Genomic DNA, 26537 nt, shown 5'->3' with positions numbered 1-26537 from the left:
GCGGCCGTTGGGGACTCTGATGTCTGCGTTTTCATATAGCTGCAATATCTTGACGGACACAACCAAGTATGAAAATGGTATAATACCGCTCCCAACGACCATCCAATCCGGCCCGGAACCGTCGGCGGCCCTTTTGCCCTGCCGGCCTAAAGCGCAGGAACTGCGGGTAGGTTTATCCTAAAACACCCAGCGCCGAATACCCACCGTCTGTTATGAAAAATATTCAAATAAAATATGAATATTATGAATTTTACTTATACAATATTTTATGGTTATAATCAAACCATAAAACAAGCTGGAGCCTGCCGTTACCTGTAAAGGCACCTTACCCCGTTGGCCTGCCAATTATGATGACTGGCCGATGTTATGATCAAGCCCGAAACATTATTTTTTATCATTGTCCATATTATCCATAAAACCCAAGGAGGCTGTCATGTCCAACGCCATTTACCAGATTGCAAAACCGGAAACAGAAAAACTTCTTTCCTATCTGCCGGGAAGTGATGAAAAAATACGCCTGAAAAAACGTATTAAGGAAATGAAAGCTGAAACCATAGAGATTCCGTTGATCATCGGCGGCAAGGAAGTTCGCACCGGTCGTACCGGCACCTGTGTTATCCCCCACAACCATTCCCATGTCCTTGCCACCTATCACATGGCAGGCCCGGAAGAAATGCAGATGGCCATTGATGCAGCCCTGGATGCCAGGAAAATCTGGGCAGAAACCCCCTGGGAACATCGACTGGCTGTTTTTCTGAAAGCCGCAGAACTCCTTGCTGGTCCCTGGCGGGAAACCCTGAATGCCGCCACCATGCTGTGCCAGGGTAAAAGCGTATATGAGGCAGAAGCCGATGCCGCTTGTGAACTCATGGATTTTTTCCGTTTCGGCAGCTATTATGTCAGACAAATCATGGAGGAACAGCCCCGGACGGTGCAGGGTATGTTCAACCGCATGGAGTATCGTCCCCTGGAGGGCTTTATCCTTGCCGTCACCCCCTTTAATTTCACCGCCATTGGCGGTAACCTGCCCTCCTCCCCGGCCATGGCCGGTAACACCACCATATGGAAACCCTCCTCCACGGCCATATATTCAAACTATCAGGTCATGAAACTTTTAATGGAAGCCGGTTTGCCAGGCGGGATCATCAACTTTGTCCCCGGTCCCGGCAGCGTTATCGGCCCAATTGCCATGGCGCATCCCATGCTGGCAGGAATTCATTTCACCGGTTCCACCGCCACCTTCAACAACATGTGGCGAACCGTGGCATCCAACCTGGAAAACTATCGCAGTTATCCCAGGATTGTGGGGGAAACAGGCGGCAAAGATTTTCTGTTTGCCCATGCATCGGCGGACAAAGAGGCAGTGGTCCATGCCATCATCGGCGGGGCCTTTTCCTACCAGGGACAAAAATGTTCCGCCACATCCAGGGCCTATATTCCAAGAAGTATCTGGCCGGACATAAAAGAGGGATTAATCCGGGAAACCGCAGATCTAAAGCCCGGGAATGTGGAGGATTTCACCCACTACATGGGTGCTGTCATTGATCAGGCATCCTTTGATAATATCAAAGCCTACATTGAAGTGGCTGAAAAATCACCTGAAGCCGACATTATCATTGGAGGAAAGTGCAGCGATGAAACAGGATTTTTTGTGGACCCCACGGTGATCGTCACCACCAATCCCCATTTTAAAACCATGGAAGAAGAAATTTTCGGGCCCGTGGTGACCATTTTCATATATGAAGATAAGGACTATGAAGCCACTCTTAATCTATGCGAATCCACATCGGAATATGCCCTCACCGGTGGCATCTTTGCCCAGGATCGACTGGCCATTGTTGAGATGGAAAAACGATTGACCTATTCCGCAGGCAACTTTTACATCAATGATAAAACCACAGGTGCCTTTGTAGGCCTCCAGCCCTTTGGCGGCGCCAGGGCCTCGGGAACCAATGAAAAAGTGGGCAGCCGACACAATATGTCCCGATGGATGATCCCCAGAACCATCAAAGAAAATTACAATCCGGCAAAGAATTACAGACTTCCACTGATGAAAGAATCCTGATCAGGCGGTGGGCCAATTGGGGAGGAAACTTAAATTCTCCCCATCATGCACCATCACCCTGTTACGTCCACCGTTTTTGGCCTTGTAAAGGGCGGTATCCGCTTTAAAAACAAGTAGTTCAGGCCTTTGATCGGTTTCAGGAATACAACAGGCGATCCCCATACTGATGGTTGTTTTTATTTTTTCGCCATTGTAATCAAGTACAGAATCGGCTACCTTCCCTCGGAAAGTTTCCGCCAGCGCCATGGCGGCATCAATGCCCTTATCCGGCAAAAGCACAACAAATTCCTCACCACCATACCTTGCCACCACATCTGTTTCCCGCTTAAAAATCTCCAGAAGACAACGGCTGAGCAACTGCAGATATTCATCTCCGGCCATATGCCCGAAGGTGTCATTTATCCTTTTGAACAAATCAATATCGCACATGACAAGGCAGATTGGGTTTTGCCGCCGGGCACAAAGCCCCCATGCCAGATGAAAAAGTTCATCAAAATGGCGACGATTGTAAAGGCCTGTCAATACGTCTATGCGGCTGGCCTGCTTCAACTCCCTGGATTTCTTTTCAAGGAGGAATTCATTTTCAAGGGCTCGCCAGTATTCATCGCTGCCCCGCAGGGTGATCAGGACAAGATACAGGGAGTAACAAAGGATAAATGCACCCAACGTGACATTGTTTCCCCTGATAAAAACAGCCAGGGAACCAGGCAGAAACATCAACATATTATATGCGATGGAAAGCCGCCTTTCCGGCAGAAAAGAGACAACTCCACCGGCACAGAACCCCACAGTACAAATGGTCATCAGCAACTGCACTTTCTGTTCGCCTTCCTGGAATAAAAAATAGGCCTGCCCTGTGCCCCAGGCCAGGGCAGTCAATACCACACTGGTCAAAAAAATAGTGTTGTTAATTCGCTCAAATTTATCTGGAGATTTATCGGAGATCAACAAATGACTGAAACGAAATCCACAGATCAGCGTCTGAACCGTCAGAAAAAAAAAGGAAAATTGGGGATGGCGATAGAAATAGTCATCGGAAAATAAAAGAAGATAGGGAATAAGAAAATAAAAAAAGATACCCAGAGAGGATCTCTTTTTTAAATCCCTGATGACCCGACGGTTAATCCGATGTTTTGGAAAAGGCATCCTCCACTCCCGCAAATCAATTTAAACCCTGAATGATACTTTTAAATCTCAACATGTAAACCATAATATGGGCCACTTTAAGGCGGAATCAGGCTTGCGCTATTGCTGTTTTTGTTTAAATTTACTTTGAAACACAGCTAGTTACAAAAAGCACAACAACACAACCCTGACCCCGTTTGCCCATCAATTGTGACGGGTGTCCATGCTGTGATCAAACCCTGAACAGTGTTTTCATCTTTTTCTATATCAGATTCACAGGAGAAAAAACAAAAAAATTTACATAAATTATGTAATGCTATGTTAGCAGGCTCAAACAGGTGGAGATGGCGTAATTGCCAAATCTTCACAAAAATTATGCGGGGATGGAGAGAGTAAAGGCCGTACCCCGACCTTTTTCACTGGTTACACTTACCTTGCCGTGATGATACTGGACAATGTGTTTGACAATGGCAAGGCCCAGACCGGTGCCGCCTTCATTACGAGTTCTTGCCTTGTCCACTCGGTAAAACCGCTTAAAAATCTTGGGCAGGTGTTCACTGCCTATGCCATTGCCATTATCCTTGATGACAATGTTCACATGATTTTCCTGCCGGTTAACCTGTACGGCCACGGCACTGCCATCGGGACTGTACTTGACCGCATTGTCCAGCAGATTAAGAAGGGCCTGCTCCATCAAAAGGGGATCCACCCGGACACTGATATCCCCGGGGCAATGCACACTGACGGTGATATCCTTTTTATCAATATGGGGCTGACAGGTATGTAGGGCTCCCTGGATCAAGGTGTCAAGATCCTGAAAATCAAAGACCACATCGGTTCCCTGGAGCCGTTCCAGCCGGGACAAAGCCAGCAGATCGTTGATCAAGTCAATCATCCGGTTGACGTTCTTTTCAATTATTTTCAGAAAATTCTCACAGGCATCGAGATCATTGCGGGATATCATTTCCTGCAAAGTCTCAATGAATCCCTTTATGGCTGTCAGCGGGGTCTGAAGTTCATGGGATACATTGGCAGCAAAATCCTTGTGCATGCTTTCAAGACGACGCAGACGTGTAATTTCATGGAAAATGATCAAGGTCCCCATGCGCACTTCCCCTGCATCATAAAGGGCTGTGGAATGAATGTTTAAAATAATATCCCCATCACCGGAAAGTACAATGTCTGCTTCCACCGGCTCATGGGTGGCCAGTGCCTGCTGGATAAAGGTCTGCAGGGCCATGTTTCTGACGATTTCCAATATATACCGACTCTTAAGATTAGATGCAGAAAAGCCGAAAACCCTTGCAGCTGCAGCATTGATAGTAATAATACGCTCTTCATTATCAATGGCAATAACTCCTTCCTGCATGCTTGCATGCACCGCCTCAAGCTCCATGGTGCGACTTTTAAGGGTTTTAATCTTATCATCAAGGCTTTCCGCCATTTGATTCATGATCTGGGCAAGCTCAGAAAGCTCTTCGGATTCGGGTACGGCCAGACGAGCCTCCAGGTTGCCTCCGGCAAATAGCACAGCGCCCTTTTTCATCTGCTCCATGGGCCGGGTAATTCTGCGACTTACATATAAGCTTGCAAGTGCTGCCCCAAGAAGGGTTAAGAGAAAGGCAAAAAGGGCATTATTTCTGATACCTTTTATTTTTGCATCAATGGTGGATATGGAAATTGCCGTTCGCACAACCCCGATCATACCGTTATTCCCCATCACCGGAAGAGCGATGTACATCATGCGTTGGCCCAGGGTCTCGCTGTATCGTATGGAAATGCCTTTTTTCCGTTTTAAGGCAGACATGATTTCAGGCCTCTTCATATGATTTTCCATGGATTGGATATCCCCAAAGGAATCCCCGATGACCACCCCCGAGGGAAGCATCACCGTTACCCGGGTACCGGTAATGTCACCGATTTCCCTGCACTGCTGATGAATATAATCGCTGTTATGGTGTGTATTTCCCAAAAGATCCGCAAATTTATGCTGCAGCAGTTTTGCCCGGATGGTCAACTCTTCTTCGGCATTTTCAATGAAGACTGTCTTGTAATAATTCGTGGTCCAGGCGGTGACAGCCAGGAGCGACAAAACAGTGATCACCAGGAATGCCGGAAAAATCTGCCAGATTAGTTTTTTTTTCTTGTTCATTTGTTTATGTTTAATGCTCCGTTAACAGGGTTGTTGGGTGCTGGATTTCAAATTCCAGCTTCTGAATTCTGGCAACTGGGTTCTGGGCTCTGGATTTTTTCAGGATATCGCTTGTTTTATGAATCATTCCCGAAAACGGTATCCCACGCCCCGGACGGTTTCAATGACCGAGGCATGGTTTTTCAGTTTTTTCCGCAACCCCACAACAATGACGTCCACACTTCTTTCCGTAACGGCATAATTATCCCCATGGATGGCATCAACAATCTGATTGCGGGTAAACACCCAGCCTTTTTTGTCTGCCAGAAAGGACAGCAGTTCAAACTCAGAACGGGTCAGATCCATCGCCTCCCCCGCAAGGGTGATGACATGCCTTTTTCGATCAATGATGATATCTCCCTCCTGTCTAATATCCTGGGCATCTAAGGCATTTTTTACTCGACGGCGAAGGATGGCCCGGATACGTGCGATGAGCACCTTGGGACTGAAGGGTTTGGCAATATAATCATTGGCTCCCAGTTCCAGCCCGGCAACGATGTCAGTCTCTTCTCCCTTGGCTGTGAGCATTACAATGGGTAAATCCTGGGTAAGGCTTTGACGTCTCAGGTGACGGGTAACCTCAAGACCGTCAATGCCCGGAAGCATCAGGTCCAGTACAATGAGATCCGGACGGGACTGTGTGGCTATTTTAATGGCATCTTCCCCGGTTTTGGCCGTCAAGATAACATAGCCTTCATGGGTTAAATTATATTTAATCAATTCAAGGATGTCTTCTTCATCGTCCACAATCAGAATGGTTTCTTTTGCCATTTCATCTCTTCCTGTTGTTTAATCAGCTGTAAATAAAGATCGGACCTGCTCACAACATGGGGCACCTGTCACAATTGGCGATCCAATGGGATCAGGTATGCCGGATAATCTCGCCTTCAATAAGATAAATCACCTCTTCAGCAATATTGGTGCTGTGATCTCCTATGCGCTCCAGGTGCCTTGAAATCAGGTACATGTTAATGATTTCACTTACCATCTCCGGATGTTTCTGGATATCTTTTTTCATGGAATCATAGGCCTCATTTCGCATGTGATTGACCTGTTTGTCCATATTCCGGACATCACAGGCCATGTCCACATTCCATCTGACCAGTGCATCCAGGCTCAGTTTCAGCATCTTTGCCACCTGATTGGCCATGGCAGTATAGTCATACTTGAACTTGTCAGGGGCCTGGGAAGAGGTTTCAAACCGCCTTGCTATATTGGCCGCATAATCGGCAATTCGCTCCAGATCATTATTGATCTTGATAACCGCCACCAAAAACCGCAGATCCGTGGCAACGGGCTGGTACAATGCCAGTATTTTCAGACATTCCTCTTCCAATTCTATTTCCCGCTGATCAATTTCGACATCCGTTTCAATAATCTTCCGGGCCAGGTGGATATCAGCGGTTTTAATGGCATGCATGGCCTGTTGAAGGCGATCTTCCACCATGGTCCCCAGAGCCAAAAGCCTTTTTTTTATTTTTTCTATTTCATTATGCAAATGTCCTGCCATATATTTTCCTCCTTAACTGAATTTTTACATTACAAAATCTACGTCAATTATCTTTTGACACCAAAAATTGACCAAACATGACTCCGAGTAAACCCCATTAGATTCATTGTAAGCGAGAGTATATGCCTGCTATGTTAGAATTTTGTTATGATTCTGTTAAGAGTGAATTAAATCTGCTCAAATTGTAACCAGGCACAATACCATGCCTGATAAAAATCTTGTCTGACGGGCTTGACCACAACATGGGGTACTTTTCAACAGCCCGGGCCAATTGGCTATCCACCCATGAAAAGAAACCAGTCATATTAATTCGGGAATTAAATTGCTCAAAATTTTTAACGCATTGTGCTATATTTTTTTTATGAAAAAAAGAGACGCAAGAAAACTAAGCTCAGAGGCTCAACAGGTACTTCGAAATACAGCAATTCGTCTTAAAGAATCCGGTAAAACCTATAAAGAAATTGCTACAATTCTTAAAGCCTACCTCACAACTATTTGTAGCTGGTACAAACGATATCAAAAAGAAGGTGTGCAAGCCCTTAAAATCAAAAAACGTGGCAGGACTGTGGGAAATTGAAAAACATTATCCTCATTCCCAAGAGAATGAAATCCAAAGAGCTATCATGGATAAATGGCCTGACCAGTTAAAGTTTCCCTTTGCATTCTGGGCCCGAGTTGCAGTTCAGCAGCTGATCAAAGAGCTTTTTCAGTGAATATGCCCATTCGAACCGTCGGTGAATACTTGCTTCGGTGGGGAGTCACTCCTCAAAAACCCCTTAGGAAAAGGCTTACAAGCAGAACCCCTAAGCAGTTGGCACCTGGCGGAAAGAAAAATATCCAACTATTGCCAAAAGAGCAAAACAAGAGAAGGTTGAAATTCATTGGGGAGACAAAACCGGGCTTTGCAATGGGAGGGTTAAAAAAAGCACCCTCTATTTCATGCCAGCTTTTTTCGCAAAAGATAAACCGCAGACGTCGGTTTATAAAAAAGCATCGGCAACGGGAGTGAAATACAAGGTGCCTTTTTTTTAAATACAATGTGGATATTCTTGGGATTAGGCTCCCATACCGTCGCACAGGGCCTTGAGGGTGTTATATCTTTTATCCACCTGTCCTTGAAGAATGGCCATGTTCTCATCATTTAAGTGTTTGTATTTGCCCAAAAGATTCGTCATCTCCTGAACCGGTTTGGGTTTTTTAACCGTGTGGGTCATCGTAAATTTTCCTTCAACTGATTCCCACAGTGGAAAGTAGTTACTCCGGACGGCGGCACGGCATACCTGTATGGAGCTATCCATGGGAATCTTCCAGCCCACAAGGCAGGGGCAGAAGACATGGAGATAGACAAAACCTTTTTTGGACATCTCCTTGGCTTTGGTCAATTTTTTGGCGTAGTCCTCCAGGTGGCTCAGGGTTGCCGTGGCCACATAGGGAATGTCATGCATGGACATGACAAGGGGCATGTTCTTGGAGCCTGTGGTTTTGCCCTGGCTCTTTTTCCCCGCCGGTGTGGTGCTGGTGGAAGCACCAAAGGGGGTGGCGCTGCTTCGCTGGATACCGGTGTTCATGTATCCTTCATTGTCATAGCAGATGTAGATCATCTTTTCGTTTCGTTCGGCAGCACCGCTCAGGGTCTGAAACCCGATGTCCTGGGCACAGCCGTCACCGGTGAAGCAGACCACGTTGGCATCAATACCGGCTCTTTCATAATATCTGACAAGGCCCGTGGCGCTGGATGCCACACCGGTCATGGTGCAGGCATAGTGTCCCATCTTGTGCCAGGCCGCGATGTTCTGGCCGTTGAGTACCGGTGCCGAACAGGAGGGCGTGCCCACCAGAACGGTGTTTTTGCCCATCACCTGGGAAACAAACCGGGCGTTGAGTTCCAGGGCACAGCCGGCGCAGAATGCCACGCCCCCTGCAAATTGATCCTCACTTTCAAAGTAATCAAATACTTTGGGTCTTTTTTTCTCTTTTGTTTCCATGTTATGCCCTCGTTTTCCCTATGGTAACCAGGTGACTTCCTCGTAGGAATTTCCCTGGGATGCGTTATAAATATCATCGACCATGCGACCGATATGCTCTTTAGTGATATCCATATTGGCAAGGCCGTCAATGAAACTCAACATGGGGACATCGCCGATTTTAGATGAGATCGCCTTGGTTTCCATGTAAAGCGGGCCGCATCCCCATCCAAAGCACAGGCTGCGATCCAGAACACCGATGGCTTTCATGCCCTTCAGGGCTTCGGCCAGACGGGTGATGGGGAAGGGGCGATAAAGGCGAAGTTTTACAAGCCCCACTTTCATGCCCTGCTCGCGTTTGGCATCAATGATGGTGCGGGCCGTCCCCACTGCACTTCCCGAGGTTACCAGAACACAATCGGCATCTTCGGTGCGGTAGCATTCTATCTGTCCGCCGTAGGTGCGGCCAAAGGCCTTTCCGAACTCCTCATCAATGGTGTCCACAAGGGAGATGACCCGGTCCATGGCAGCCATGTGTTTTTTTCTGAGTTCCACAAATCCCATGCCGAGCCCATGGCTGCCGCACCCGATGGCTTCGCCGGGAATCAGGGTGGGACGACGGGGCTGGGTCTTTAGAACGGAGAGGTATTGATCAACCTCTTCTATGGCCGGAATATTCACGGCTTCGGCCAGGAAGGACAAATAATAGCCGTCATAATTGATAATCACGGGCAGCTGTATATCATAATCCTCTGCAAGCCGGTATGCCTGAATGGTGAGATCCAGGATCTCCTGGCCGGTTTCGGCGATGAGCTGAACCCAGCCGGTGTCGCGAACGGATATCATGTCCTGTTGACCTGAACAGACGGCATGGATGCCCGGGGGTTCACGGTTCACGTTGATCATCACCACCGGGGCCCTGTATCCTGCCGTGTTGAACATGGCATCGTACATGTAAACAAGGCCGTATGAAGATGTTGCCGTAAAGGTTCTTCCGCCAGCCATGGAGGCACCGCACACCACATTTTGGGCGGAGTTTTCGCCCTCAACGGTGACGTATTCCGTGTCCATCACGCCATCGGCATGGAATTTTGCAAGCTGCTCAATGACTTCGCTCTGGGGGGTGATGGGGTAGGCTGCCACCACATCGGGGCGGCAGAGCATGGCACCATAGGCCGCAGCGGCATTACCGGTGATCACCTTGGTTGTACTTTTATTCACTGGGGCACTCATTGGCGTAATCTCCTTCGGATTTCATGGTTATTGCACCCTTGGGGCACTCTTTGGCACAAACACCGCACCCCTTGCAAAATTCAAGGTTTGCCTTGTAAAAATCACCGTCGTCCACCATGCACTGGGGGGGACAAAAGGTGACGCAGATACCGCAGGCATTGCACACAGCGGTATCCACCACCGGTCGTTCAGTTCGCCACTCTCCTGTGTGAAGACAGAGAAGATTTTTATTGGCATAGGACCAGCTGGCTTCGGTTTCAAATATGCAGCCTTCCTGTTTGATTGTTATGCCCATGTCTGCACCTCCACTTCGTTGTAACCCCGTTCGGCATTGCGGATGTTCTTTTTTAATATTGATCCGCTCAGGTAATCTTCCATGCCTTTGACAATGGAGCCCAGAGACAGCCAGCCCGTGGTTTTGGCAAGGGCACCAATCAGGCATGTGTTGGGAATATCCCGGCCGATTTCACAAAGCGCAACTTCTGTGGCATTGATACGCCCCACCCGTTCAAGGTTCTCAGACGGCTGTTTCTCAAGGGGGCTGGCACTGTTTAATATTAAAACACCACCGGTTTTCAAGCCTGTGAAGAGATTTTCAAGTCCCAGCAGTGTCGGATCAATGACCATGAGGCAGTCGGGGGTGTATATTTGGGTCTTTTCCCGGATGATTTCGTCATTGAATCTTGTAAAAGCAATGACCGGCATTCCGCGCCGTTCAAAACCGTACATGGGAAAACTGGCTACATGTTTTCCCTCCACAGCCATGGCCGATGCCAGCATTTTCGCCGCCATTACTGCGCCCTGGCCCCCCCTTCCGTGAAATCGGATCTCTTTTCCTGACATTTTCACCTCTTTGTGTTGTGTTTCTGAAATACTGGTATGCGGTACCCCAATAAATCTTATGGTAATGGAAATTCATGCATTGTGTCAAGCATAATATTGCCTGAAAGTTGCATTCACTGGTTTTCATTTCTTTTAATAATGAATCATCGCGGACAATTGTTCAAAAGCAGAATGATTTATACCCATTTCAACCGTATTGCTGTTCCACTGCCAGTTTTTTCCTGATATCATCAACCAACTGTTTTTTGTTCAGTTTGTCCGCTTTGGTTAAAGGCATTTCCGTTACAAATTCAATACGTTCCGGAAGTTCCAAAACAGATGCTTTCTGTTCCTTTAAAAAGCGGATGATATCCTCAAAGGCAAGTTTTTTCCCCTCCACGGGCTGGACATAGGCACATGCCCGTTCTCCCATGAGGGGATCTGGCATAGGGATTACTGCCACCACTGCCACATCCGGGTGTTTCTGGATGAGCCGCTCAATGACGGTGGCACTAATGCTCTCGCCTGCCCGGTTGATCATCTCCTTTAACCTTCCGGTCAGGGTAATATATCCCTTTTCACTGATACGGGCGATGTCACCGGTGCGGAAAAAGCCGTCCCTGTCAAAGTTTCTGGTGTTCTCTTCCGGGTTGTTATAATACCCTGAAAATACGCAGGGCCCTTTGATGACAAGTTCTCCGGGTTCCCCAGGCGGCATCTCTTTTCCCATGGGGTCAACAACCTTGTAAATATCATGGGGAAAAGTGGGACGGCCCACGGTACAGCAGATGGTATCATAGTCGTCCACTGAACGGGTGATGCAGGTCATGCCCTCTGTACCACCATAGCCATTGTAGAATTTCATCTGCAGCTTTTCCATCACTTCCCTGACCATTTCAGGGTGACTTGCCCCCCCCGCGCTGTGCATTTTTTTAAGGGAGCTTAAGTTAAATCTGTCAAGCTCATTGTATTGAAGCATGCGCTGGGCCAGGGTGGGAACCCATATGATGGCCGTTATTTTTTCCCTTTCTATGATGGCACAGATGGATTCATTGTCTGTTTTATCAAGGAATATTATTTTTCCCATGGTGATGATGCTGCCCAGAAACCCCTTGGTAAAAGAGAGGTCATGGCCTATGGGACCGGCGATTAAATTAATGTCTTCGGTATGCTGGTCCCAGGACATGGAACAATGCTCCACACCACAGGCAAGACTGTTGTGGATGCGGGGGACGATTTTGGGACTTCCCGTGGTACCCCCTGTTGGGCCCATATGAGCCACCTGCATGGGATGAGGATTCCGCGCTTTGATGGCCTCTTTCACAGGTGAGGTGATGGGATTTTCGGCAATCAGCGCCTCGATATTGGAGAATCCGGGTTTGTTGATTTCCCCCCGGACGGTGATGACATTTTTAATCCCGGGATGCTTCTGGAGCACATCGTTGATGATGGGCTGATAATCTGTTTTTTTGTATTTAACCGGTACGATCCAGGCAACTGCCCCGCTAAGTTCCACCAGGTGATTGATTTCAAACTGACGATACCGGTCAATTAAAAGCACGGTGACCGCACCGATTTTCTGGCAGGCAAAATAGGCGAAAACAAACTCGTGCCAGTTGGGCAGCTGGATCATAACCCGATCCAGGGGGTTGATGCCCAGCGCCATCATTCCGGCGGCCAGACGATCGACTTTTTCCCTTATTTCCCCATAGGTTAGACGGGCGATATCATCCACCACCGCCTCCTTGTCTGGCTGCATGGCTGCAGCCCTGTCCAGCAGGTCACCCAGGGTCATACCCCGCCACCAGCCTTTTCTGGTGTAGGTTTCAACATCCTCTTTCCGATAAGGTGTAACGCCTTCCAATAAGTGAACCATTCGTTTTTCCTTAAAAAATAAAAGTAAAGCACTGTTGGGGTCACATAGGGCTTGCAATTTTTAGGTGCAATTTTAAACGTTTGTCTCTTGACTAACGCACCATGTCCGGCAGAAAGGTGACAATTACCGGAAACGCAATCATAAAGCCCGTTCCCACAATCAATGCGATCAAAAAGGGGGTGATTCCCCGGAAGACAACGGTGATGGGCTGTTTGGCAATGGCACTTACCACGTAAACGTTTATACCCACAGGCGGGGTGATAATACCCATCTGGGAAAGCAGAACAATAATGATGCCGAACCATATGGGATCGTATCCAAGATTGACGACAATGGGATAGAAAATGGGGATGGTCAACATGATCAGGGCCAGGGAATCAATAAAACAACCCCCGATGATGTAAACGATGCAGATAAGGGTCATGATGGACCAGGAGGGCCAGGTGAGAGTAGAGACCATGCCCGCCGTTTCCATGGGAATCCGACTCAATGCCAAAAAATGACCGAAGATGGTGGCGCCGGTGATGAGCATCAGCACCATGCACGAGATTCTCAGGGTTTCATGGATGGCCATCCAGAGTCCTTTCCAGTCCAGTTTTTTCTGAACCATGACGATGATCAGAATGGCCATGGAGCCCACGGCACCTGCCTTGGTGGGGGTAAAAAATCCGAAAAACATGCCGCCCATTACAAACAGAAACACCAGAATGGTTTCCCACAGGTCCAAAAGAGAAAGGACCATCTCTTTGATGGTGAATTTTTCACCGGGAGGGGCCTGACCAGGTTTTAACTTGCAATAGATGCTGATGGCAAAAAAGAACAGGACCATGATGAAAAAAGCGGGAAAAATACCGGCAATAAAGAGTTTACCGATGGATTGCTGGGTGGATATGCCGTAGATGATCAACACCACGGAAGGGGGCATTAGGCTACCCAGGGTGCCGCCGGCGGCCACGCACCCCGTGGAGATTTCCGGGCCATATTTATATCGTTTCATCTCGGGCAGAGCAATGGTGCCCATGGTGGCAGCCGTTGCCGTGGCAGAACCGCAGATGGCCCCAAAGGCCGTGCAGGCACCGATGGTGGCCATGGAGAGGCCTCCTTCCACCCGTCCTAAAAATTTATTGGCCACATCGTAAAGGCGACTACTGGTACCGGCATAAAAGGCAACATATCCCATGAAAACAAACAAAGGGATAAGGGTCAGGCTGTATGATGAAAACACCGAGTAGATATCCCGGGAGAGTATCATGAGACCTGCATTGATGTTGGTCAGAAAACTATAACCTAAAAATCCCACCAGTGCCATGACATAGGCCACAGGCATACGGGTGAAGAAAAGTGCCAGCAGCAGAAATATCCCCACGTAGCCGGTTATCATGAATTGGCTCATAGAGACTCCTTTTTAAACGCCAGGTAAAACAGTTCCATGGCCATTACAAGGGTCAGCATGAACATGGCAAAAGAGATGCAAAACACAAGGATATAGGTGGGAAACTGCAGTGTCATTGAGACCTCATGGGAGATCCTGAGTTCATTGGCATAGGAAAAGCACTGCCAGGTGATAAGTGCGAACAAAACACCACCCACCAGGGTGATCATGCAGTCATTGATCCATTTCATGGGAGCAGGAAATTTGAGATAAAGCAGTTCCACCCCGACATTTGCCTTGTCCCTGTGGGCCGACGGCAGGGCAAAGCCAAGCAGTACCGCCGCCATCAGGGCGGTCAGCTCTTCCGCTCCGAGTACGGGATAGTTAAATACCCCGCCAACCACATCGGCACAGGTCAACAGCATCATTCCCAACAGCAATATGCCGGCCAGTTTGTTTAAGAAAAGCGATATAAGTTGAATCATTTTCATTGATGGACACCATTTGTTAATGTGAAAAAGATGTTTATCCGGTTTTATTTCACGCAATGATTTCGTTTTCCGGCATTGACAAGCTCCGGGAGCATAAGGTTTTTATCACGGGGTCAGGTTTGTAAAAATCCGGTCTTTATGGGGCCTGAAAGCACGGTAAGCAAGGCGGAACTTTCAGGCTTGGTTGCAGGAGGAGCAGGGTTCCGGGCTCTCCTGGAGAGGCCGTTATTCAGCAGCCATATATATACTCTTGAATTTACCCTTTTCAGCATCCTTAAGCCGTTTTTTGACAAACTTGAGCACATCTTCACCGGGAAGGTTTTTTGATTTAGTATCTGCAAGCCATGCATCCACCACCGGCTGTACGGCCTTACTCCATTTTTCAGCTTCCCTGGGATCAAGACCGATGAGATCCTTGCCAAGGTTCAATGAAAAGCTCATGGCCTGGGCATCTGCTGCACTCCATGCCTGGCCGTGTTTAATTGTCCACTCCTGGTTGAGTTTTGTGATGGCTTCCTGGGCCTGGGGAGACAGCGCCTCCCATTTTGATTTGTTCATGACAACGAAAAAACCAAGGGAATAGCCGGTGGAATAACTGGCGGTGGAATTACTGATAACCTCTGCCAGTTTCCAGTCATAGCTTGCGGAAAAATCCCATACGCCGCCATCCACAACACCTTTCTGAAGGGCCTGGTAAAGCTCGGGCATGGGCAGGGCAATGGGTGTGCCGCCAAGGGCCTTGACCATTTCCGCCGTCGGGCCGTGGGAGCGGATTTTAAGGCCCTTAAGATCGTCCATGGTGCGGATGGCCTTACCCTTGGTATGAATCACTCCGGGGCCATGGCCGTGCAGGTAAAGCACTTTGACACTGTCAAGTTCTTTGGGTTGAAATTTATCATACACCTCGTTTAAAATAGCCGTGGCCACAGGACCGCTGGGGTAGCCCAGGGGAAGATTGATGAAGTCCATCAGGGGAAATCGACCCCTGGTATATTGAAGAACGGAAAAACCAATGTCTGCAATGCCCTTTTCAATCCCTTCAAAGGTCTGGTTGGAGCTGATGAGCGCGCAGCCGGGATAATAGGCAATTTTAACTTCACCGTTGGTCTTTTTTTCCACTGCCTTACACCAGGATTCGGCAAGCTTGCTCTGGATCACCGTGGGAGGAAAAAAACAGTTGTAGGTGAGATTAACCGTTTTGGCTGTGACGACCTCAGCTCCCGTGAATAAACCAAATGCAACAATAAAGCACACTAAGCAAACAGAAAGCGATGATTGTTTTCTCATTTCCGGCACTCCTTTTCTTGTTCCTGGGTATTGTTTATAATCATGAACTGTCATGATTTTGCGGTTGTTCTTCAGCAGAGCTACCAACGAGCGGCATGTTCAGGGGACTGGTCACAGCATGACCACCCGTCACATTTGCTGGACCCACCCCAATTATTTTCTATTTGGTTGTGGACGAACCATGGTCACAGTAAGGTCCGCCCGTGGCAGTTATATGGCATATCCGATCCTTGCACCTTCTCGGATGGCATCCACAATCAATCCCGGTTCCCTTGAACTGCCGATGTTGTAGACCTCGGGAACAATGTCCTTCAAGGCATCAAACATGGCTGAATTAGGGATAAGATCCTGTGTGTCGATGATATGTCTGGCCTTGATCACATATCTTCTCTGATCTTTAAGCTGGATCTGCAGGCCATCTTCGGTGACTTTTTCATATTTAACGTCGGACCATATGGGTACCCCTCTCTGCTTCAGCCATGGCCACAGATTATCCAGATCGTCCACGGTGATTTTATCCCCAAGCTCCTCTTTGGGACCATTGTGGACTATGGTCACATCTCTGCCACGTTTGGTTAGGAATTCAGCAAGTTCACAGCCGTGGAGTGTTCCCCCGAGGATTACCACTTTTTTCCCCACCGGCATGTAGAGCTTGGAAAGCTTCTCCATCTGGGCGGAGCTGAAAAATTTGAGAAAGAATTTAAGCTGCTCATGCATATCTCCGGCCTTGAGCACCTTGGAGGTATCTCCCCCCGGAAGATCAAAGGTGGCATGTTCCGGACCGGCTGCCACAATCACCACATCGGGACGTTCTTTTTTAACAAGATCCTTTGTCACCTCTTTTTTCATGTGAACGGTGACCCCCTCTTTTTTCAACTGGGTTTCAAGGTAGTTGACAAAAAGAATGAGATCTTCTGTTTCCAGGTCTTTGACAATGGCTGCCAGGCGGATGAGCCCTCCAAGAAAGGCGCCTTTTTCGTAAAGTGTCACCTCATGTCCCCTGCGGGCTGCCACCCGGGCCGCTTCCATGCCTGATGGACCGCCACCGATAATCATCACCTTTTTTTTCTTTTGCGCGGGGGTTTGCATGAATTCGGGCATAATTTCCCGCCCCAGTGTGGGATTGGTGCGGCATTCCAGTTTTTTATTGCGATTTCGCATGTCAAAGCAGTGCAGACAGCCGTTGCACCATCGAATATCCTCCAAACGATTTTCCATCACTTTATTGGGAAGTTCCGGGTCAGCCAGAAGACGACGGGTCATACCCACAAAGTCGAGGCTTCCCTTCTGCAAAAACGCCTCTCCAAGGACAGGGTCCAGCCGGCAGGCGGTCCACACGGGAATTTTTACACCTTTTCGTTTAACCGCTTCCACCAGGGGAACTGTTGCGCCCTTGCCTTTACGGCTCCAGTCAAGCCCCTTTGGAAGATCGTCGGGAACCTCGGGAAACAGGATACGATCGGGCTGGAGGAGCCCCCCACGGTGGCCGTAACGTTCGGCCCGGCAATTGATGCCGTCGGCCACTTCGGCTATGAGTTTTGCCATTTCCGCCCCCTCCTCAATGCTTGTTGCAAGGGGATGGTTGTATTCTGCAATGTTAAAGAGGGTGTGCACGGCAAATTCTGCTCCGGTACGTTTTTTTGCCTCTTCTATGCAGCGGCGCAGGAACCGGGTACGGTTTTCATAACTCTGGGGGCCATACTCATCATCTCTCTTGTTCCATACCCGGGACAGAAAGGTATTTCCCTGGTGACAGGTGCCGTGGTTTATTTCGCAGGCATCAAACCCTGCCTTCCAGGCCCTTTCCGCGGCGGATGCCCACAGGTCAATCTGTTCTTCAATCTCATCTCTGGTCATGGCCCGGCAGGGAAGGAAATCCGGTCCCGGCAGCTCTTCCTGGGTCATGGCCGATGCACATTTAACGTCACGGATGGCAGGGTCTCTTGGCAGAAGCCCGGTGGGATTCCAGGGGCCTGCGTGCTGAAACTGAATGGATACCTTGCACCCATATTGATGAACCCTCTCCGTGAGGATTTTAAATCCCGGGATAAGCCTGTCATCGTCAAAATGAAGCTGTACTCCATCGTAGGTGCCGTCGTCATGGTAGTGGATGTGCTGGATACCAAGGGGGTACTCTGTTCCACACGATTCCACCACAAGAAACCCCGTTCCCCCTTTGGCAAGCCTTTCGTAATAAGCCACCATGCGGGGTCCGCAGGTCTGGTCATCCTCCATAAAGGAGGTTCCGTTGGCCGTTTTAATGATGCGGTTTTTCACTTTTACGGGGCCGATCATTCCAGGTTCCAGAAGTTTTGAAAATCGTGATGACATATATATATCTCCTTGTTAGCGATGTCCTGATGCCACAGCGACATTTCGCATATTATGATCAAACCCCATAATTTATCCAGAATCGAATCTTTAAAACTCGATGATCAAGTTTTTTCTACTGATTTTGCGAAAAGAGGATCTGTTATTGGTGTTATCGACTAAATACGGGGCGAACCCCAAACGCCGCCGATAATGCCCATAACGCAAATTTGACCCCTTCCCATTGATCGTCGAGTAAAAGATATTTATGGGCTGCTCAACACTTTTTAGAATAAGATCAAAAACAGAATTGATCATGAAAATGTCGCTGTCGTGCTAAAAACCGGCTATTACCGTTTCAACGGCTGTTTTTAATGTATCTGTAGTTATTTTAAGTCCTTGCTTTTCATCCTCTGCCAGCTCATATTCCAGTATTTCCTGTACTCCGCCTTTGCCTATGATGGCAGGAACCGTCATGCTCAGACCGCTGTGGCCGTATTCGCCATCCAGAATCACGGATACGGGAATCATTTTTTTCGTGTCAGCGGTGATGGCCTCAACAATGTCTGCAAGGCCTATGGCGCAAGTCCATCCGGCGGTACGGCCGGATTTCAGTTCTTCAAATCGTCTCAGGATGTGGGGTACTTCCCCTCGAATGTTTTGTTTGATGGTTTCCGTCATCGTTACGGATTTTCCATCAATTCTTGCGGAACTGAAGAGCATCACCTGGGTGCTGCCGTGTTCGCCGATGACAACGCCCTCCACCTGACTTACGCTGGCATTAAATTCCCTGGCCAGCATTTCCCTGAAACGAAAGGAGTCGTTGGTGGAATAGCCGATGAGTTTCATGCGATCAATGCCCGAAGCCATCTGTGTGGCCACATTCAAAGGCCCTGGGGGATTGCTGGCGGTGATAACAATGGCATCGGGGCAGTACTTCATGATTTGGGCAGTTATCTTTTGAATGATGCCCACATTCTTGGGAAGCATCTCCATGCGGTCTGCTATCACGCCCTGGGCGGCTCCTGCACAATTAATGACAATGTCTGATCCTGCCATGTCGGGAAACTGACCTGCATAAACCTTGACATCCAGATGGGAGACAGCTGTACTCAGATCCATTGCGTGCTGCTTTAATACGTTCTGGCGCTTTCCACCAAGCAGAACCATCTCATCGGCAAGTCCCCTTGCTGCAATATAAAATGCGGCACATGATCCAACACATCCAGCAGCTCCAATGACGGTAATTTTCATGTTTTATCTCCTAATTTTCAAGGCGTAGAAATTTTTTTTATCTGGTTTCCCGGGGTGACGGATACCTGATCCAGGTCCAGTAATTTTATTTATTTTTCATTCTGAAGATGCGGGCGTTATCCCATGCTTTCGTACAATTTTCCTGGAATGATCTGCTATATTGTGTACGGTACCCCAGAAAAAAAATCAAAAAAAGGTTTCTCCCGCCTGGACCCCTCGTACATTTATGTTTTGTTAAGCTTTAGTAATTCCGGTAATTTGCAGATAAATGCCACCGCATGGAATGCAGTCATAAATTTTTATCTTTTATATTGTGTACGGTATCCCAGGTGCGTTGTCAAGTTTTTTTTTAACTTCCGAAATACCCCAATACCGGCGTATATTTTCAAAGACCGGTATGGGACGTTTTACGAGTCGGATTTTCCCTTTTCCTGGATGTCCAGTTTGGAGTAGTGAAGGTGGGATACAAGGGCATCCATCAATGCTTTTTCATCTTTTTCCTTAAGGGCATTTAAGATGGCTGTGTGGCCTTTAAGGGCTTTTTCCACAGTTTCCGTGCTCTTAATACTGTCCATGCGATATCGAAGCATCAATCGTCGGAGTTGCTGACAAAGATCTGTCAAATGCTGGCTGCCGCTGGCAAGCACAAGCATCTCGTGGAATTCCTGATCAAGTTCAAGAAAGGTTTCCGGTTGATCATTCTTTAACGCCTGTGCAGTCAATTTAAGATTCTTTTCAAGGGCTTTGATGGTTTCGGGGGTAATCTTCCTTATAGCCCAACTGCAGGCCAAAAGCTCATTTACTTTACGGATTTCAAAAATTTCTTCCAGTTCGTCAAGTACCAATTCTCTGACCCGGTAACCCACCCTGGGGATGGAGTCTATAAAACCATCTTTTTCCAGAATATGAAGCGCCTCTCGAACCGGCGTTCTGGAAATACCAAGGGCTTTGGCGATCTGAGCCTCTACCAGACGACTTCCCGGTTCAATGATATTCTCCAGGATCTGGTCTCTCAAGTGTTCGTAAACCTGTTTACGTATGGGTGATGGCTGCTCTATGACAAGTTTGTTTGATTTTCCAATGACCATGCTTACACCTTTTTTCAAGTTATGATGCACTTTGTATACGGTACTTCAATAATTATGTGACTTATCAATGCCAACCGATTTTGTCAAGTTCAATCCCTGTTATGCCAGTAATGATGATGGCGAATCATCATTGCCGGGTCTATCGATTAACTGAGCCACCCTGTAATGGCCGACGTTGTGATTATCTTCCGGGATTATCTAAGCCGATTCCCTTCATGATAAAATCAATCACAATCTCTTTTTGTTCCTCCAAGGATCGGTTCTTTAAGTTCCATCCTCTCATGGGGATGAAAACCGTCAGGTAGGCGATTAAATTGGCTGAAAGATCAATATCAATGGAGATATTTTTTGTCCTCCTGATGTCGTCAAGCAGTTTCCGCCAGTACTGAACTATATTTCTGTCATCCATCTGCAGCACCACCTGAAGATGTCTTTTATTCAGGTACTTTGATTCAGTGTATATAAATTGAAACTGCTTGCGGTGCTCTACCAGATACATGACGGCATGCCCCAGGGACTTAAGAAGTAATTGTACGGAATCCTCACCTTTTTCCGGCTCTTCAATTTTGTTCATATGGCTTAAAAATCCAATCTGAAGGTGCCTTTGAATTAAAAAAAGCACATCGTCCTTTGAAGAGACATAGTGGTACAATTGCCCAAGGGACATGCCGGCTGCTTCGGAAATTTCCCGAATTGTAGCCGGATGATATCCTTTTTCCAAAAACACCTTGAGTGCACCTGCAACAATCTGTTCGTGTTTTTTTTCAATGACATCGGTTTTTTTTGCCGTGACGTTGATCAACTCATTGATGTGGCCGTCCCAGCTTTTTTTAAGAGACGCAAAATCTATGCTCATGGGTGGTTTTTCCTGTGGGTTAACACTCCATGGAGTGGTTTTCAAAGCAACATTGCCGCCAGCTGCCCTGCCGGTCCGCATATGTGGGATTTCGGGGGGCATATTGCCTTTTTTCACCGTTTTCGGTGTCGGCAAACTGAATAGGTATACGGTATACAGTATACAGTATACTCATACCAATGTATATCGAACGATCTAATTAATTCAAATAATGCTAAATTCATCTTCATAACACAACCTTTTTTCCATGAAACGATTGTTCTTTGTTCCTTGATTATAACGTGAGCCACTTGTGATCAGAATTTTATTTCCATGCCACATGGAATCTTTCAAATTGCCATGACAAGATAGGCCCACGTTATTATCATTCCTGAAATAAAAGCATTTTTCTTTCTTATCATAACATTTTTTTTAAAATTTTCATATAAATAAGGATTCTTTTGCGGCATGGAGAAGGGTACTTTTAATTTAGCATACTATCTGTTTTTTGTTGAATTAAATTCATTGACAAGCAGAAAAAAACCAGGTATTGAAAAATAAATCGTTCGTTCTAAATAATTCATTTTCAATCCCGTGAGATTTCTAGCCAGGCAAGTCGTCACTGAAAAGAAGCGCTGATTTTGGCATCCTTACATATGCCATCAAAAACACTTTACACTGTTTAAAGATTGGCTTTGAAAAATGGGGATCCACCCAGTGAAAGTGTAAAGTAGAAATAAACGATGCCCTGATTTTCTTGTCAAAACCAACTGGAAATCAGCGATGAAGAATCCAGGCATCCTGTAACCTTCCCCGGCGAAAGGTTCTTAAAAGGCAACTTCGTAAAATAGTTTTGATGCTGTGAATAGATTAAAAGGTTCATGGCTTATGCCCCATCCACCCTAATTTTGCAGTTAACGTGTAAGCAAGCGGAGGAAAACCAATGAGGAACAGACAAAATTTTTTGAGCGTGTCTCTGTTAATTATCCTGATGATTTCTGGCAGTATGGCATGGGCCAAACCGGTGCCCTTTAAATTTGCACATTTCGCCCCTCCGAACGAACCGGCTGTGTGCTGCGGACAGTGGATTGAAGAAGATCTCAACAAGAATGCAAAGGACATTGTAACAACCAAGTTTTTTCACAGCTCCCAGATGGGCAGCACCATTGAAATTGTTAAAAAAGTCAAGATGGGGATGCTCCAGGGCGGATTCATGACGGGTAATTACGCGCCAGATCTCAGTTCCAAATTTGGTATCGGAACCCTGGCTTACTGCATGGATTCCTACAAAAAATGGAATGCGCTCCTGGAAAACAAGGCCCTGCGGGACGAACTTTTCACCTCCATGCTGGACAAGGGAATTCGTGTGGTGGATGTCACCTATTTTGGTTCCTACGGTATGGCCACCACCAAGCCCGTTAGAAAACTTGTTGATCTTAAGCAGATGAAAATGAGAACCACCCAGGCCCGTTATCCCGTGGCGTTCTGGAATGCCATGGGCGTTAATCCTGTCCCCCTGGCCTGGGCGGATGTATTCCCCTCCATCAAGCAGGGTGTTGTGGAAGGCACCGATCATACGGCCTTTGTCACCGATTTGAGGCTGGCAGACCTGTGCAAGTATTTTACCCGCACCAATCATATGCTGGGCCTTACTTTCATGGTGGTTAACGAAAAATGGTACCAGAGCCTTCAAGCTGAAACCAGGGATGTCATCATGGCCAGTATTGCTAAAAATCTGGCCAGGGAACGGGCAGAAGACATGGCCCTGGACGATAAAATGGATTCCTCTTTGACGGCCAAGGGAGTTGAAGTGATCCAACTGCCAGCTGAAGAGATGGCAAAATTCAAGGAAAGTCAAATGCAGGTATGGAAAGAACTTGAGCCGGAAATTGGAAAAGAGTGGCTGGACAAGATCGTAGATTTTACCTCTAAATTATAAGGGTTGACGGGAAATCCTCCAGGAACAAATATGTACCTGGCGTTTTCCCCTGTAAAACCGCAGTCTGATGGCGATGACGGGCCGGACTGCGGCGTATGATCCCAAACCACATCATAGGAAACCGATTGTGAAAAAAATCAGCGCTATACTGGGACGGGTCGAAAAATGGGGAATTTTTGCAAGTTTCACTTTGATATTGATTATCCTGACCGTGAGTATTCTAAGTCGTTATGTATTTCAAAGACCCCTCTCATGGCCCGATGAGCTGACCACCTATCTATTTATTTTAATGACATTTCTTGCGGCATCCGCTTCAGTGGAAGACAATTCTGAATTGAAAGTGGAGGTCCTATACGAAAAATTAACCCGAATACGTCTGTTCATGGATGTGTTGCTTCATCTGGTACGCTTTGCAGTTTGTATCTTTTTTATTGTAATGGGTTACAGATTTGCCGCTGTTGAATGGCAGATGGCAACCGATACCCCCATTTTAAGAATACCGGTTTTTCTTATCTTCAGCATGCTGCCATTCTGGGGAGTGCTCATGGCGTTTCGCTCTGTTGAACGTTTTTGCAAATTATGGAAAAGGAATTGACCATTGGAAATAGCACTTTTTTTATTTGTCCTGTTAACCCTGCTGCTGCTTCGCATTCCTGTCTATCTCTGCCTTTTTCTTACAGGAGTGTTTGGCATTTTTGTCTTCACCGATCTTGAATTCGTATTCATTGCACAGACAGTGGTTAAAAAACTTGAAAACTTTTCGTTACTTGCCATTCCGTTTTTTATTTTTCTGGGCGCCATCATGGTACACGGCGAATCAGCAAAAAGGTTGATCCGGGTACCCGAAAGATTAATAGGGTGTTTTCCCGGAGGACTTGCCATAACAAGCGTTGTCAGTTCATCCGTTTTTGGCGCACTGTCCGGCTCCAGCATTTCAACGGTGGTAACCATCGGCGGCATCATGCTTCCTCATATGGACAAGAACGGTTATTCCAAGGACTTTTCCCTGGGACTGATTACAAGCTCGGCAATTCTGGGCATTATCGTTCCGCCCAGTATTATCATGATTATCTGTGCCTTGACCGCCGGTGTCTCGGTGGTCAAATTATTTGCCGCCGGTTATCTGCCCGCCCTCTGCATTGTCATGGCATTGTGTATTTATGCCTGTTTAAAATCGCTCCACGGCGGCCTCAATCGTCCCGAAGTGGATGCGTGTTTTGAACAGCCAAAGCTTACAACCGTACTGTGGGATGCGATCCTGCCCATCATGCTTGTTTTTATCCTGTTTGCAGGGATTTATACGGGTGCGTTTACCATCACCGAAGCCTCTGTGGTTTCATGCGTATTTGCCCTGATCATTGAGACCTTCTTTTTTAAAACCCTTACATGGAAAGATTTTTACCGCCTGGTCCTGGCCAGCGGTCTGACCAGCGGGGCACTTGTCATCACCGTATCCGGTGCGGGTGTGCTCTCCGACTACATCACCATACAAGGCATTCCCGGAAGAATTCTTGATTTTGCCATGCAGTACATTCCCAACAAAATGATTTTTCTCCTGTTCACGGATGCTGTTCTGCTGCTTGTGGGTACCTTTATTGATCCCATTGGTGCCATCATGATTCTGGTTCCCATTTTAATGCCCATATCCGCCCAGTTCGGCATTGATCCATTACATTTCTGCATGATCATCACCATCGCCCTTGGTATCGGATACATTACCCCGCCCCTGGGACTGCTGCTATACACGGCCTGTGCCATATCCGGGAAGGGCTTTACCTATGTCTCAAGGGCGGTTATGCCCACGCTGATGATTTATATCACGATGCTGATTGTTCTGACGTTTGTACCGTGGGTTTCAACGGTTGTTCCACGGCTTCTGGATTCGGGCCTGTAGTCATCGACGCCAACCAAACTATTGAGGAATATAAGAAATGCAATTTGATTTAACCAAGGAACAACTGGATATTCAGCGGGCAGCCAGGGAATTTGCCATAAAAGAACTTGAGCCCGTTGCAAGGGAACTTGACCGTCAGGAACGGTTTGATGAAAACCTCTGGAAAAAGGCCGCTAAGCTTGGTTTCCTGGGGGTTTTCGTGGCTGAAGCGTACGGCGGAATGGGCATGGGGTACCTGGAGCAATGTCTTATTGTGGAGGAATTTTCCCGGGTGGACCTGGGGCTTGCCCATGCCCTGGAATCCACTTTTTTCGGCTCTCAGCTGATCCAGCTTCTGGGCACGGAAAAGCAAAAAATGAAATATCTTCCCGCCATATGTGAAGGTGAGATGCGCATGGGCGTGGCAGTTACAGAGCCCGATGCCGGGAGCGATGTCACCTCCATATCAACCACAGCCGACAAAATAGAGGATCACTATTGCGTCAACGGCAGTAAGATCTTTATCACCAACTGCTCTTTTGCCGATATTCTCATCGTTTTATGCGTCACCGATCCGGAGAATCCCAAAACCCATTCCAGGTTCAGTACCCTTATTCTGGAAACCAGTGATCCAGGATACAGCTCCAACGCCTATCACGGGAAGCTCTCCTTGAGAACCTCCAATACCGGAGATTCTTTTTTTAAAGGGGTGAAAGTGCCCTTTGATAATCTTCTGGGACAGGAAGGCAGGGGGTTTTACAATGTCATGGAGTTATTCAACAGAACCCGGGTTCAGGTGGCTGCTCTGGGTGTGGGAACGGCCCAGGGGGCACTGGACAAAGCCCTGGCCCATGTGCGCAAGCGGAAACAGTTTGGAAAACCCCTGGCGGCATTGCAGCTGGTACAGGGTAAAATCGCCGAGATGGTTACCATGACCGAAGCTGCCCGATCCATATGCCATCGTGCGGCAGCAAAACTTGATTCGGGCACACCTGACCCCTCCCTAAGCTCCATGGCCAAGTGGTATTGCGCCGAGGTTGCCGTAAAGGTGGCCGATGAGACCATCCAGCTCCACGGCGGCTATGGAATTCTTGAAGAGTATGGGGTGGCCCACTACTGGCGCAATGCCAAGGTGCTGGAAATTTTCGAAGGCAGTAAAGAAGTTGAAAAGGTGATCATTGCCAAAAAATTAATCGGTCGCCATTAATCGTGGGCAGACATCATGTTGCATGTCGGTTTGCCGACACAACGAACAATTAAAATATCATTATGCCGCCCCCGACATGCCATCGGACCGGCCCC

Annotated in this window: 22 protein-coding genes; 6 read left to right on the top strand and 16 right to left on the bottom strand. The window is 47.5% G+C overall.

Features of this window, described 5'->3' with window-relative positions; translation table 11 throughout:
* The first annotated feature begins 433 nt into the window (after positions 1-433).
* The gene (gene pruA, locus ACYQ2M_RS03735) at positions 434-2065 is read left to right on the top strand and encodes an L-glutamate gamma-semialdehyde dehydrogenase (RefSeq protein WP_459914976.1); all 1632 of its coding nucleotides are present in this window, start codon (positions 434-436) and stop codon (positions 2063-2065) included.
* Here the strand turns inward: pruA and ACYQ2M_RS03730 are convergent, their stop codons facing one another.
* The 4 genes from ACYQ2M_RS03730 to phoU all read right to left on the bottom strand — a co-directional run bounded on the left by ACYQ2M_RS03730 (position 2066) and on the right by phoU (position 6891).
* Entirely contained in the window at positions 2066-3211 is a 1146-nt protein-coding gene (locus ACYQ2M_RS03730; RefSeq protein WP_459914975.1) for a GGDEF domain-containing protein, read from the bottom strand. It lies immediately after the preceding gene.
* A 352-nt stretch (positions 3212-3563) separates the two neighbouring features.
* A complete protein-coding gene (locus tag ACYQ2M_RS03725; RefSeq protein ID WP_459914974.1) occupies positions 3564-5342 on the bottom strand; it encodes a HAMP domain-containing sensor histidine kinase in 1779 nt (592 codons plus the stop codon).
* 123 nt (positions 5343-5465) lie between these two features.
* Complete coding sequence (locus ACYQ2M_RS03720) at positions 5466-6152, bottom strand: response regulator (protein WP_459914973.1); 687 nt, start codon at positions 6150-6152, stop codon at positions 5466-5468.
* 91 nt (positions 6153-6243) lie between these two features.
* Positions 6244-6891, bottom strand: a complete 648-nt coding sequence (gene phoU / locus ACYQ2M_RS03715) for a phosphate signaling complex protein PhoU (protein WP_459914972.1) — start codon at positions 6889-6891, stop codon at positions 6244-6246.
* 322 nt (positions 6892-7213) lie between these two features.
* Between phoU and ACYQ2M_RS03710 the strand changes: the two genes are divergently transcribed.
* A complete protein-coding gene (locus tag ACYQ2M_RS03710) occupies positions 7214-7468 on the top strand; it encodes a helix-turn-helix domain-containing protein (protein ID WP_459914971.1) in 255 nt (84 codons plus the stop codon).
* Positions 7469-7946: 478 nt separating this feature from the next.
* Here ACYQ2M_RS03710 and ACYQ2M_RS03705 read toward each other — a convergent pair whose 3' ends face one another.
* The 12 genes from ACYQ2M_RS03705 to ACYQ2M_RS03650 all read right to left on the bottom strand — a co-directional run bounded on the left by ACYQ2M_RS03705 (position 7947) and on the right by ACYQ2M_RS03650 (position 21444).
* Entirely contained in the window at positions 7947-8876 is a 930-nt protein-coding gene (locus ACYQ2M_RS03705; RefSeq protein ID WP_459914970.1) for a thiamine pyrophosphate-dependent enzyme, read from the bottom strand.
* 18 nt (positions 8877-8894) lie between these two features.
* Entirely contained in the window at positions 8895-10088 is a 1194-nt protein-coding gene (locus ACYQ2M_RS03700; RefSeq protein ID WP_459914969.1) for a pyruvate synthase subunit PorA, read from the bottom strand.
* Positions 10069-10383 carry a 4Fe-4S binding protein gene (locus tag ACYQ2M_RS03695; protein WP_459914968.1) on the bottom strand — a complete coding sequence of 105 codons (315 nt, stop codon included), beginning with the start codon at positions 10381-10383 and terminating at the stop codon, positions 10069-10071. The genes ACYQ2M_RS03700 and ACYQ2M_RS03695 overlap by 20 nt, the downstream gene beginning before the upstream one ends.
* The gene (locus tag ACYQ2M_RS03690; RefSeq protein ID WP_459914967.1) at positions 10374-10931 is read right to left on the bottom strand and encodes a 2-oxoacid:acceptor oxidoreductase family protein; all 558 of its coding nucleotides are present in this window, start codon (positions 10929-10931) and stop codon (positions 10374-10376) included. The genes ACYQ2M_RS03695 and ACYQ2M_RS03690 overlap by 10 nt, the downstream gene beginning before the upstream one ends.
* A 187-nt stretch (positions 10932-11118) precedes the next feature.
* Positions 11119-12786, bottom strand: a complete 1668-nt coding sequence (locus ACYQ2M_RS03685) for an AMP-binding protein (RefSeq protein WP_459914966.1) — start codon at positions 12784-12786, stop codon at positions 11119-11121.
* Between the two features lie 91 nt (positions 12787-12877).
* On the bottom strand, positions 12878-14179 hold the full coding sequence (locus ACYQ2M_RS03680) for a TRAP transporter large permease (protein ID WP_459914965.1): 1302 nt from the start codon (positions 14177-14179) through the stop codon (positions 12878-12880).
* Positions 14176-14649: a TRAP transporter small permease gene (locus ACYQ2M_RS03675; RefSeq protein ID WP_459914964.1), complete on the bottom strand. Its 474-nt coding sequence runs from the start codon at positions 14647-14649 to the stop codon at positions 14176-14178. The genes ACYQ2M_RS03680 and ACYQ2M_RS03675 overlap by 4 nt, the downstream gene beginning before the upstream one ends.
* 225 nt (positions 14650-14874) lie before the next feature.
* A complete protein-coding gene (locus ACYQ2M_RS03670) occupies positions 14875-15936 on the bottom strand; it encodes a TRAP transporter substrate-binding protein (protein ID WP_459914963.1) in 1062 nt (353 codons plus the stop codon).
* Positions 15937-16146: 210 nt separating this feature from the next.
* Entirely contained in the window at positions 16147-18267 is a 2121-nt protein-coding gene (locus tag ACYQ2M_RS03665; RefSeq protein ID WP_459914962.1) for an oxidoreductase, read from the bottom strand.
* A gap of 315 nt (positions 18268-18582) precedes the next feature.
* A complete protein-coding gene (locus tag ACYQ2M_RS03660) occupies positions 18583-19500 on the bottom strand; it encodes a malate dehydrogenase (RefSeq protein ID WP_459914961.1) in 918 nt (305 codons plus the stop codon).
* 407 nt (positions 19501-19907) lie between these two features.
* On the bottom strand, positions 19908-20588 hold the full coding sequence (locus tag ACYQ2M_RS03655; RefSeq protein WP_459914960.1) for a GntR family transcriptional regulator: 681 nt from the start codon (positions 20586-20588) through the stop codon (positions 19908-19910).
* Positions 20589-20769: 181 nt separating this feature from the next.
* Positions 20770-21444 (bottom strand): TetR/AcrR family transcriptional regulator, encoded by a 675-nt coding sequence (locus ACYQ2M_RS03650; protein ID WP_459914959.1) that lies wholly within the window; start codon positions 21442-21444, stop codon positions 20770-20772.
* Positions 21445-22366: 922 nt separating this feature from the next.
* Here ACYQ2M_RS03650 and ACYQ2M_RS03645 point away from each other — a divergent pair.
* The 4 genes from ACYQ2M_RS03645 to ACYQ2M_RS03630 all read left to right on the top strand — a co-directional run bounded on the left by ACYQ2M_RS03645 (position 22367) and on the right by ACYQ2M_RS03630 (position 26442).
* A complete protein-coding gene (locus ACYQ2M_RS03645; protein WP_459914958.1) occupies positions 22367-23362 on the top strand; it encodes a TRAP transporter substrate-binding protein in 996 nt (331 codons plus the stop codon).
* A 127-nt stretch (positions 23363-23489) separates the two neighbouring features.
* Entirely contained in the window at positions 23490-23957 is a 468-nt protein-coding gene (locus tag ACYQ2M_RS03640; RefSeq protein WP_459914957.1) for a TRAP transporter small permease, read from the top strand.
* Between the two features lie 3 nt (positions 23958-23960).
* Entirely contained in the window at positions 23961-25256 is a 1296-nt protein-coding gene (locus ACYQ2M_RS03635; protein WP_459914956.1) for a TRAP transporter large permease, read from the top strand.
* A gap of 37 nt (positions 25257-25293) precedes the next feature.
* Positions 25294-26442, top strand: a complete 1149-nt coding sequence (locus ACYQ2M_RS03630) for an acyl-CoA dehydrogenase family protein (protein WP_459914955.1) — start codon at positions 25294-25296, stop codon at positions 26440-26442.
* The last annotated feature ends 95 nt before the right edge of the window (positions 26443-26537 follow it).

Source organism: Desulfocicer niacini, from assembly GCF_054657595.1.
The sequence above is the reverse complement of the archived record's forward strand: the minus strand, read 5'-3'. Positions and strand labels throughout refer to the sequence as shown.

What these genes read in the sequence shown, in the direction of transcription:
- ACYQ2M_RS03675 (WP_459914964.1), bottom strand. Translation starts at nt 14,649, where the DNA reads ATGAAAATGATTCAACTTATATCGCTTTTCTTAAACAAACTGGCCGGC.
- ACYQ2M_RS03630 (WP_459914955.1), top strand. Translation starts at nt 25,294, where the DNA reads ATGCAATTTGATTTAACCAAGGAACAACTGGATATTCAGCGGGCAGCC.
- ACYQ2M_RS03670 (WP_459914963.1), bottom strand. Translation starts at nt 15,936, where the DNA reads ATGAGAAAACAATCATCGCTTTCTGTTTGCTTAGTGTGCTTTATTGTT.
- ACYQ2M_RS03725 (WP_459914974.1), bottom strand. Translation starts at nt 5,342, where the DNA reads ATGAACAAGAAAAAAAAACTAATCTGGCAGATTTTTCCGGCATTCCTG.
- ACYQ2M_RS03660 (WP_459914961.1), bottom strand. Translation starts at nt 19,500, where the DNA reads ATGAAAATTACCGTCATTGGAGCTGCTGGATGTGTTGGATCATGTGCC.
- ACYQ2M_RS03700 (WP_459914969.1), bottom strand. Translation starts at nt 10,088, where the DNA reads ATGAGTGCCCCAGTGAATAAAAGTACAACCAAGGTGATCACCGGTAAT.
- ACYQ2M_RS03695 (WP_459914968.1), bottom strand. Translation starts at nt 10,383, where the DNA reads ATGGGCATAACAATCAAACAGGAAGGCTGCATATTTGAAACCGAAGCC.
- ACYQ2M_RS03645 (WP_459914958.1), top strand. Translation starts at nt 22,367, where the DNA reads ATGAGGAACAGACAAAATTTTTTGAGCGTGTCTCTGTTAATTATCCTG.
- ACYQ2M_RS03655 (WP_459914960.1), bottom strand. Translation starts at nt 20,588, where the DNA reads ATGGTCATTGGAAAATCAAACAAACTTGTCATAGAGCAGCCATCACCC.
- ACYQ2M_RS03705 (WP_459914970.1), bottom strand. Translation starts at nt 8,876, where the DNA reads ATGGAAACAAAAGAGAAAAAAAGACCCAAAGTATTTGATTACTTTGAA.
- pruA (WP_459914976.1), top strand. Translation starts at nt 434, where the DNA reads ATGTCCAACGCCATTTACCAGATTGCAAAACCGGAAACAGAAAAACTT.
- ACYQ2M_RS03720 (WP_459914973.1), bottom strand. Translation starts at nt 6,152, where the DNA reads ATGGCAAAAGAAACCATTCTGATTGTGGACGATGAAGAAGACATCCTT.
- ACYQ2M_RS03730 (WP_459914975.1), bottom strand. Translation starts at nt 3,211, where the DNA reads ATGCCTTTTCCAAAACATCGGATTAACCGTCGGGTCATCAGGGATTTA.
- ACYQ2M_RS03680 (WP_459914965.1), bottom strand. Translation starts at nt 14,179, where the DNA reads ATGAGCCAATTCATGATAACCGGCTACGTGGGGATATTTCTGCTGCTG.
- ACYQ2M_RS03685 (WP_459914966.1), bottom strand. Translation starts at nt 12,786, where the DNA reads ATGGTTCACTTATTGGAAGGCGTTACACCTTATCGGAAAGAGGATGTT.
- ACYQ2M_RS03690 (WP_459914967.1), bottom strand. Translation starts at nt 10,931, where the DNA reads ATGTCAGGAAAAGAGATCCGATTTCACGGAAGGGGGGGCCAGGGCGCA.
- ACYQ2M_RS03650 (WP_459914959.1), bottom strand. Translation starts at nt 21,444, where the DNA reads ATGAGCATAGATTTTGCGTCTCTTAAAAAAAGCTGGGACGGCCACATC.
- phoU (WP_459914972.1), bottom strand. Translation starts at nt 6,891, where the DNA reads ATGGCAGGACATTTGCATAATGAAATAGAAAAAATAAAAAAAAGGCTT.
- ACYQ2M_RS03665 (WP_459914962.1), bottom strand. Translation starts at nt 18,267, where the DNA reads ATGTCATCACGATTTTCAAAACTTCTGGAACCTGGAATGATCGGCCCC.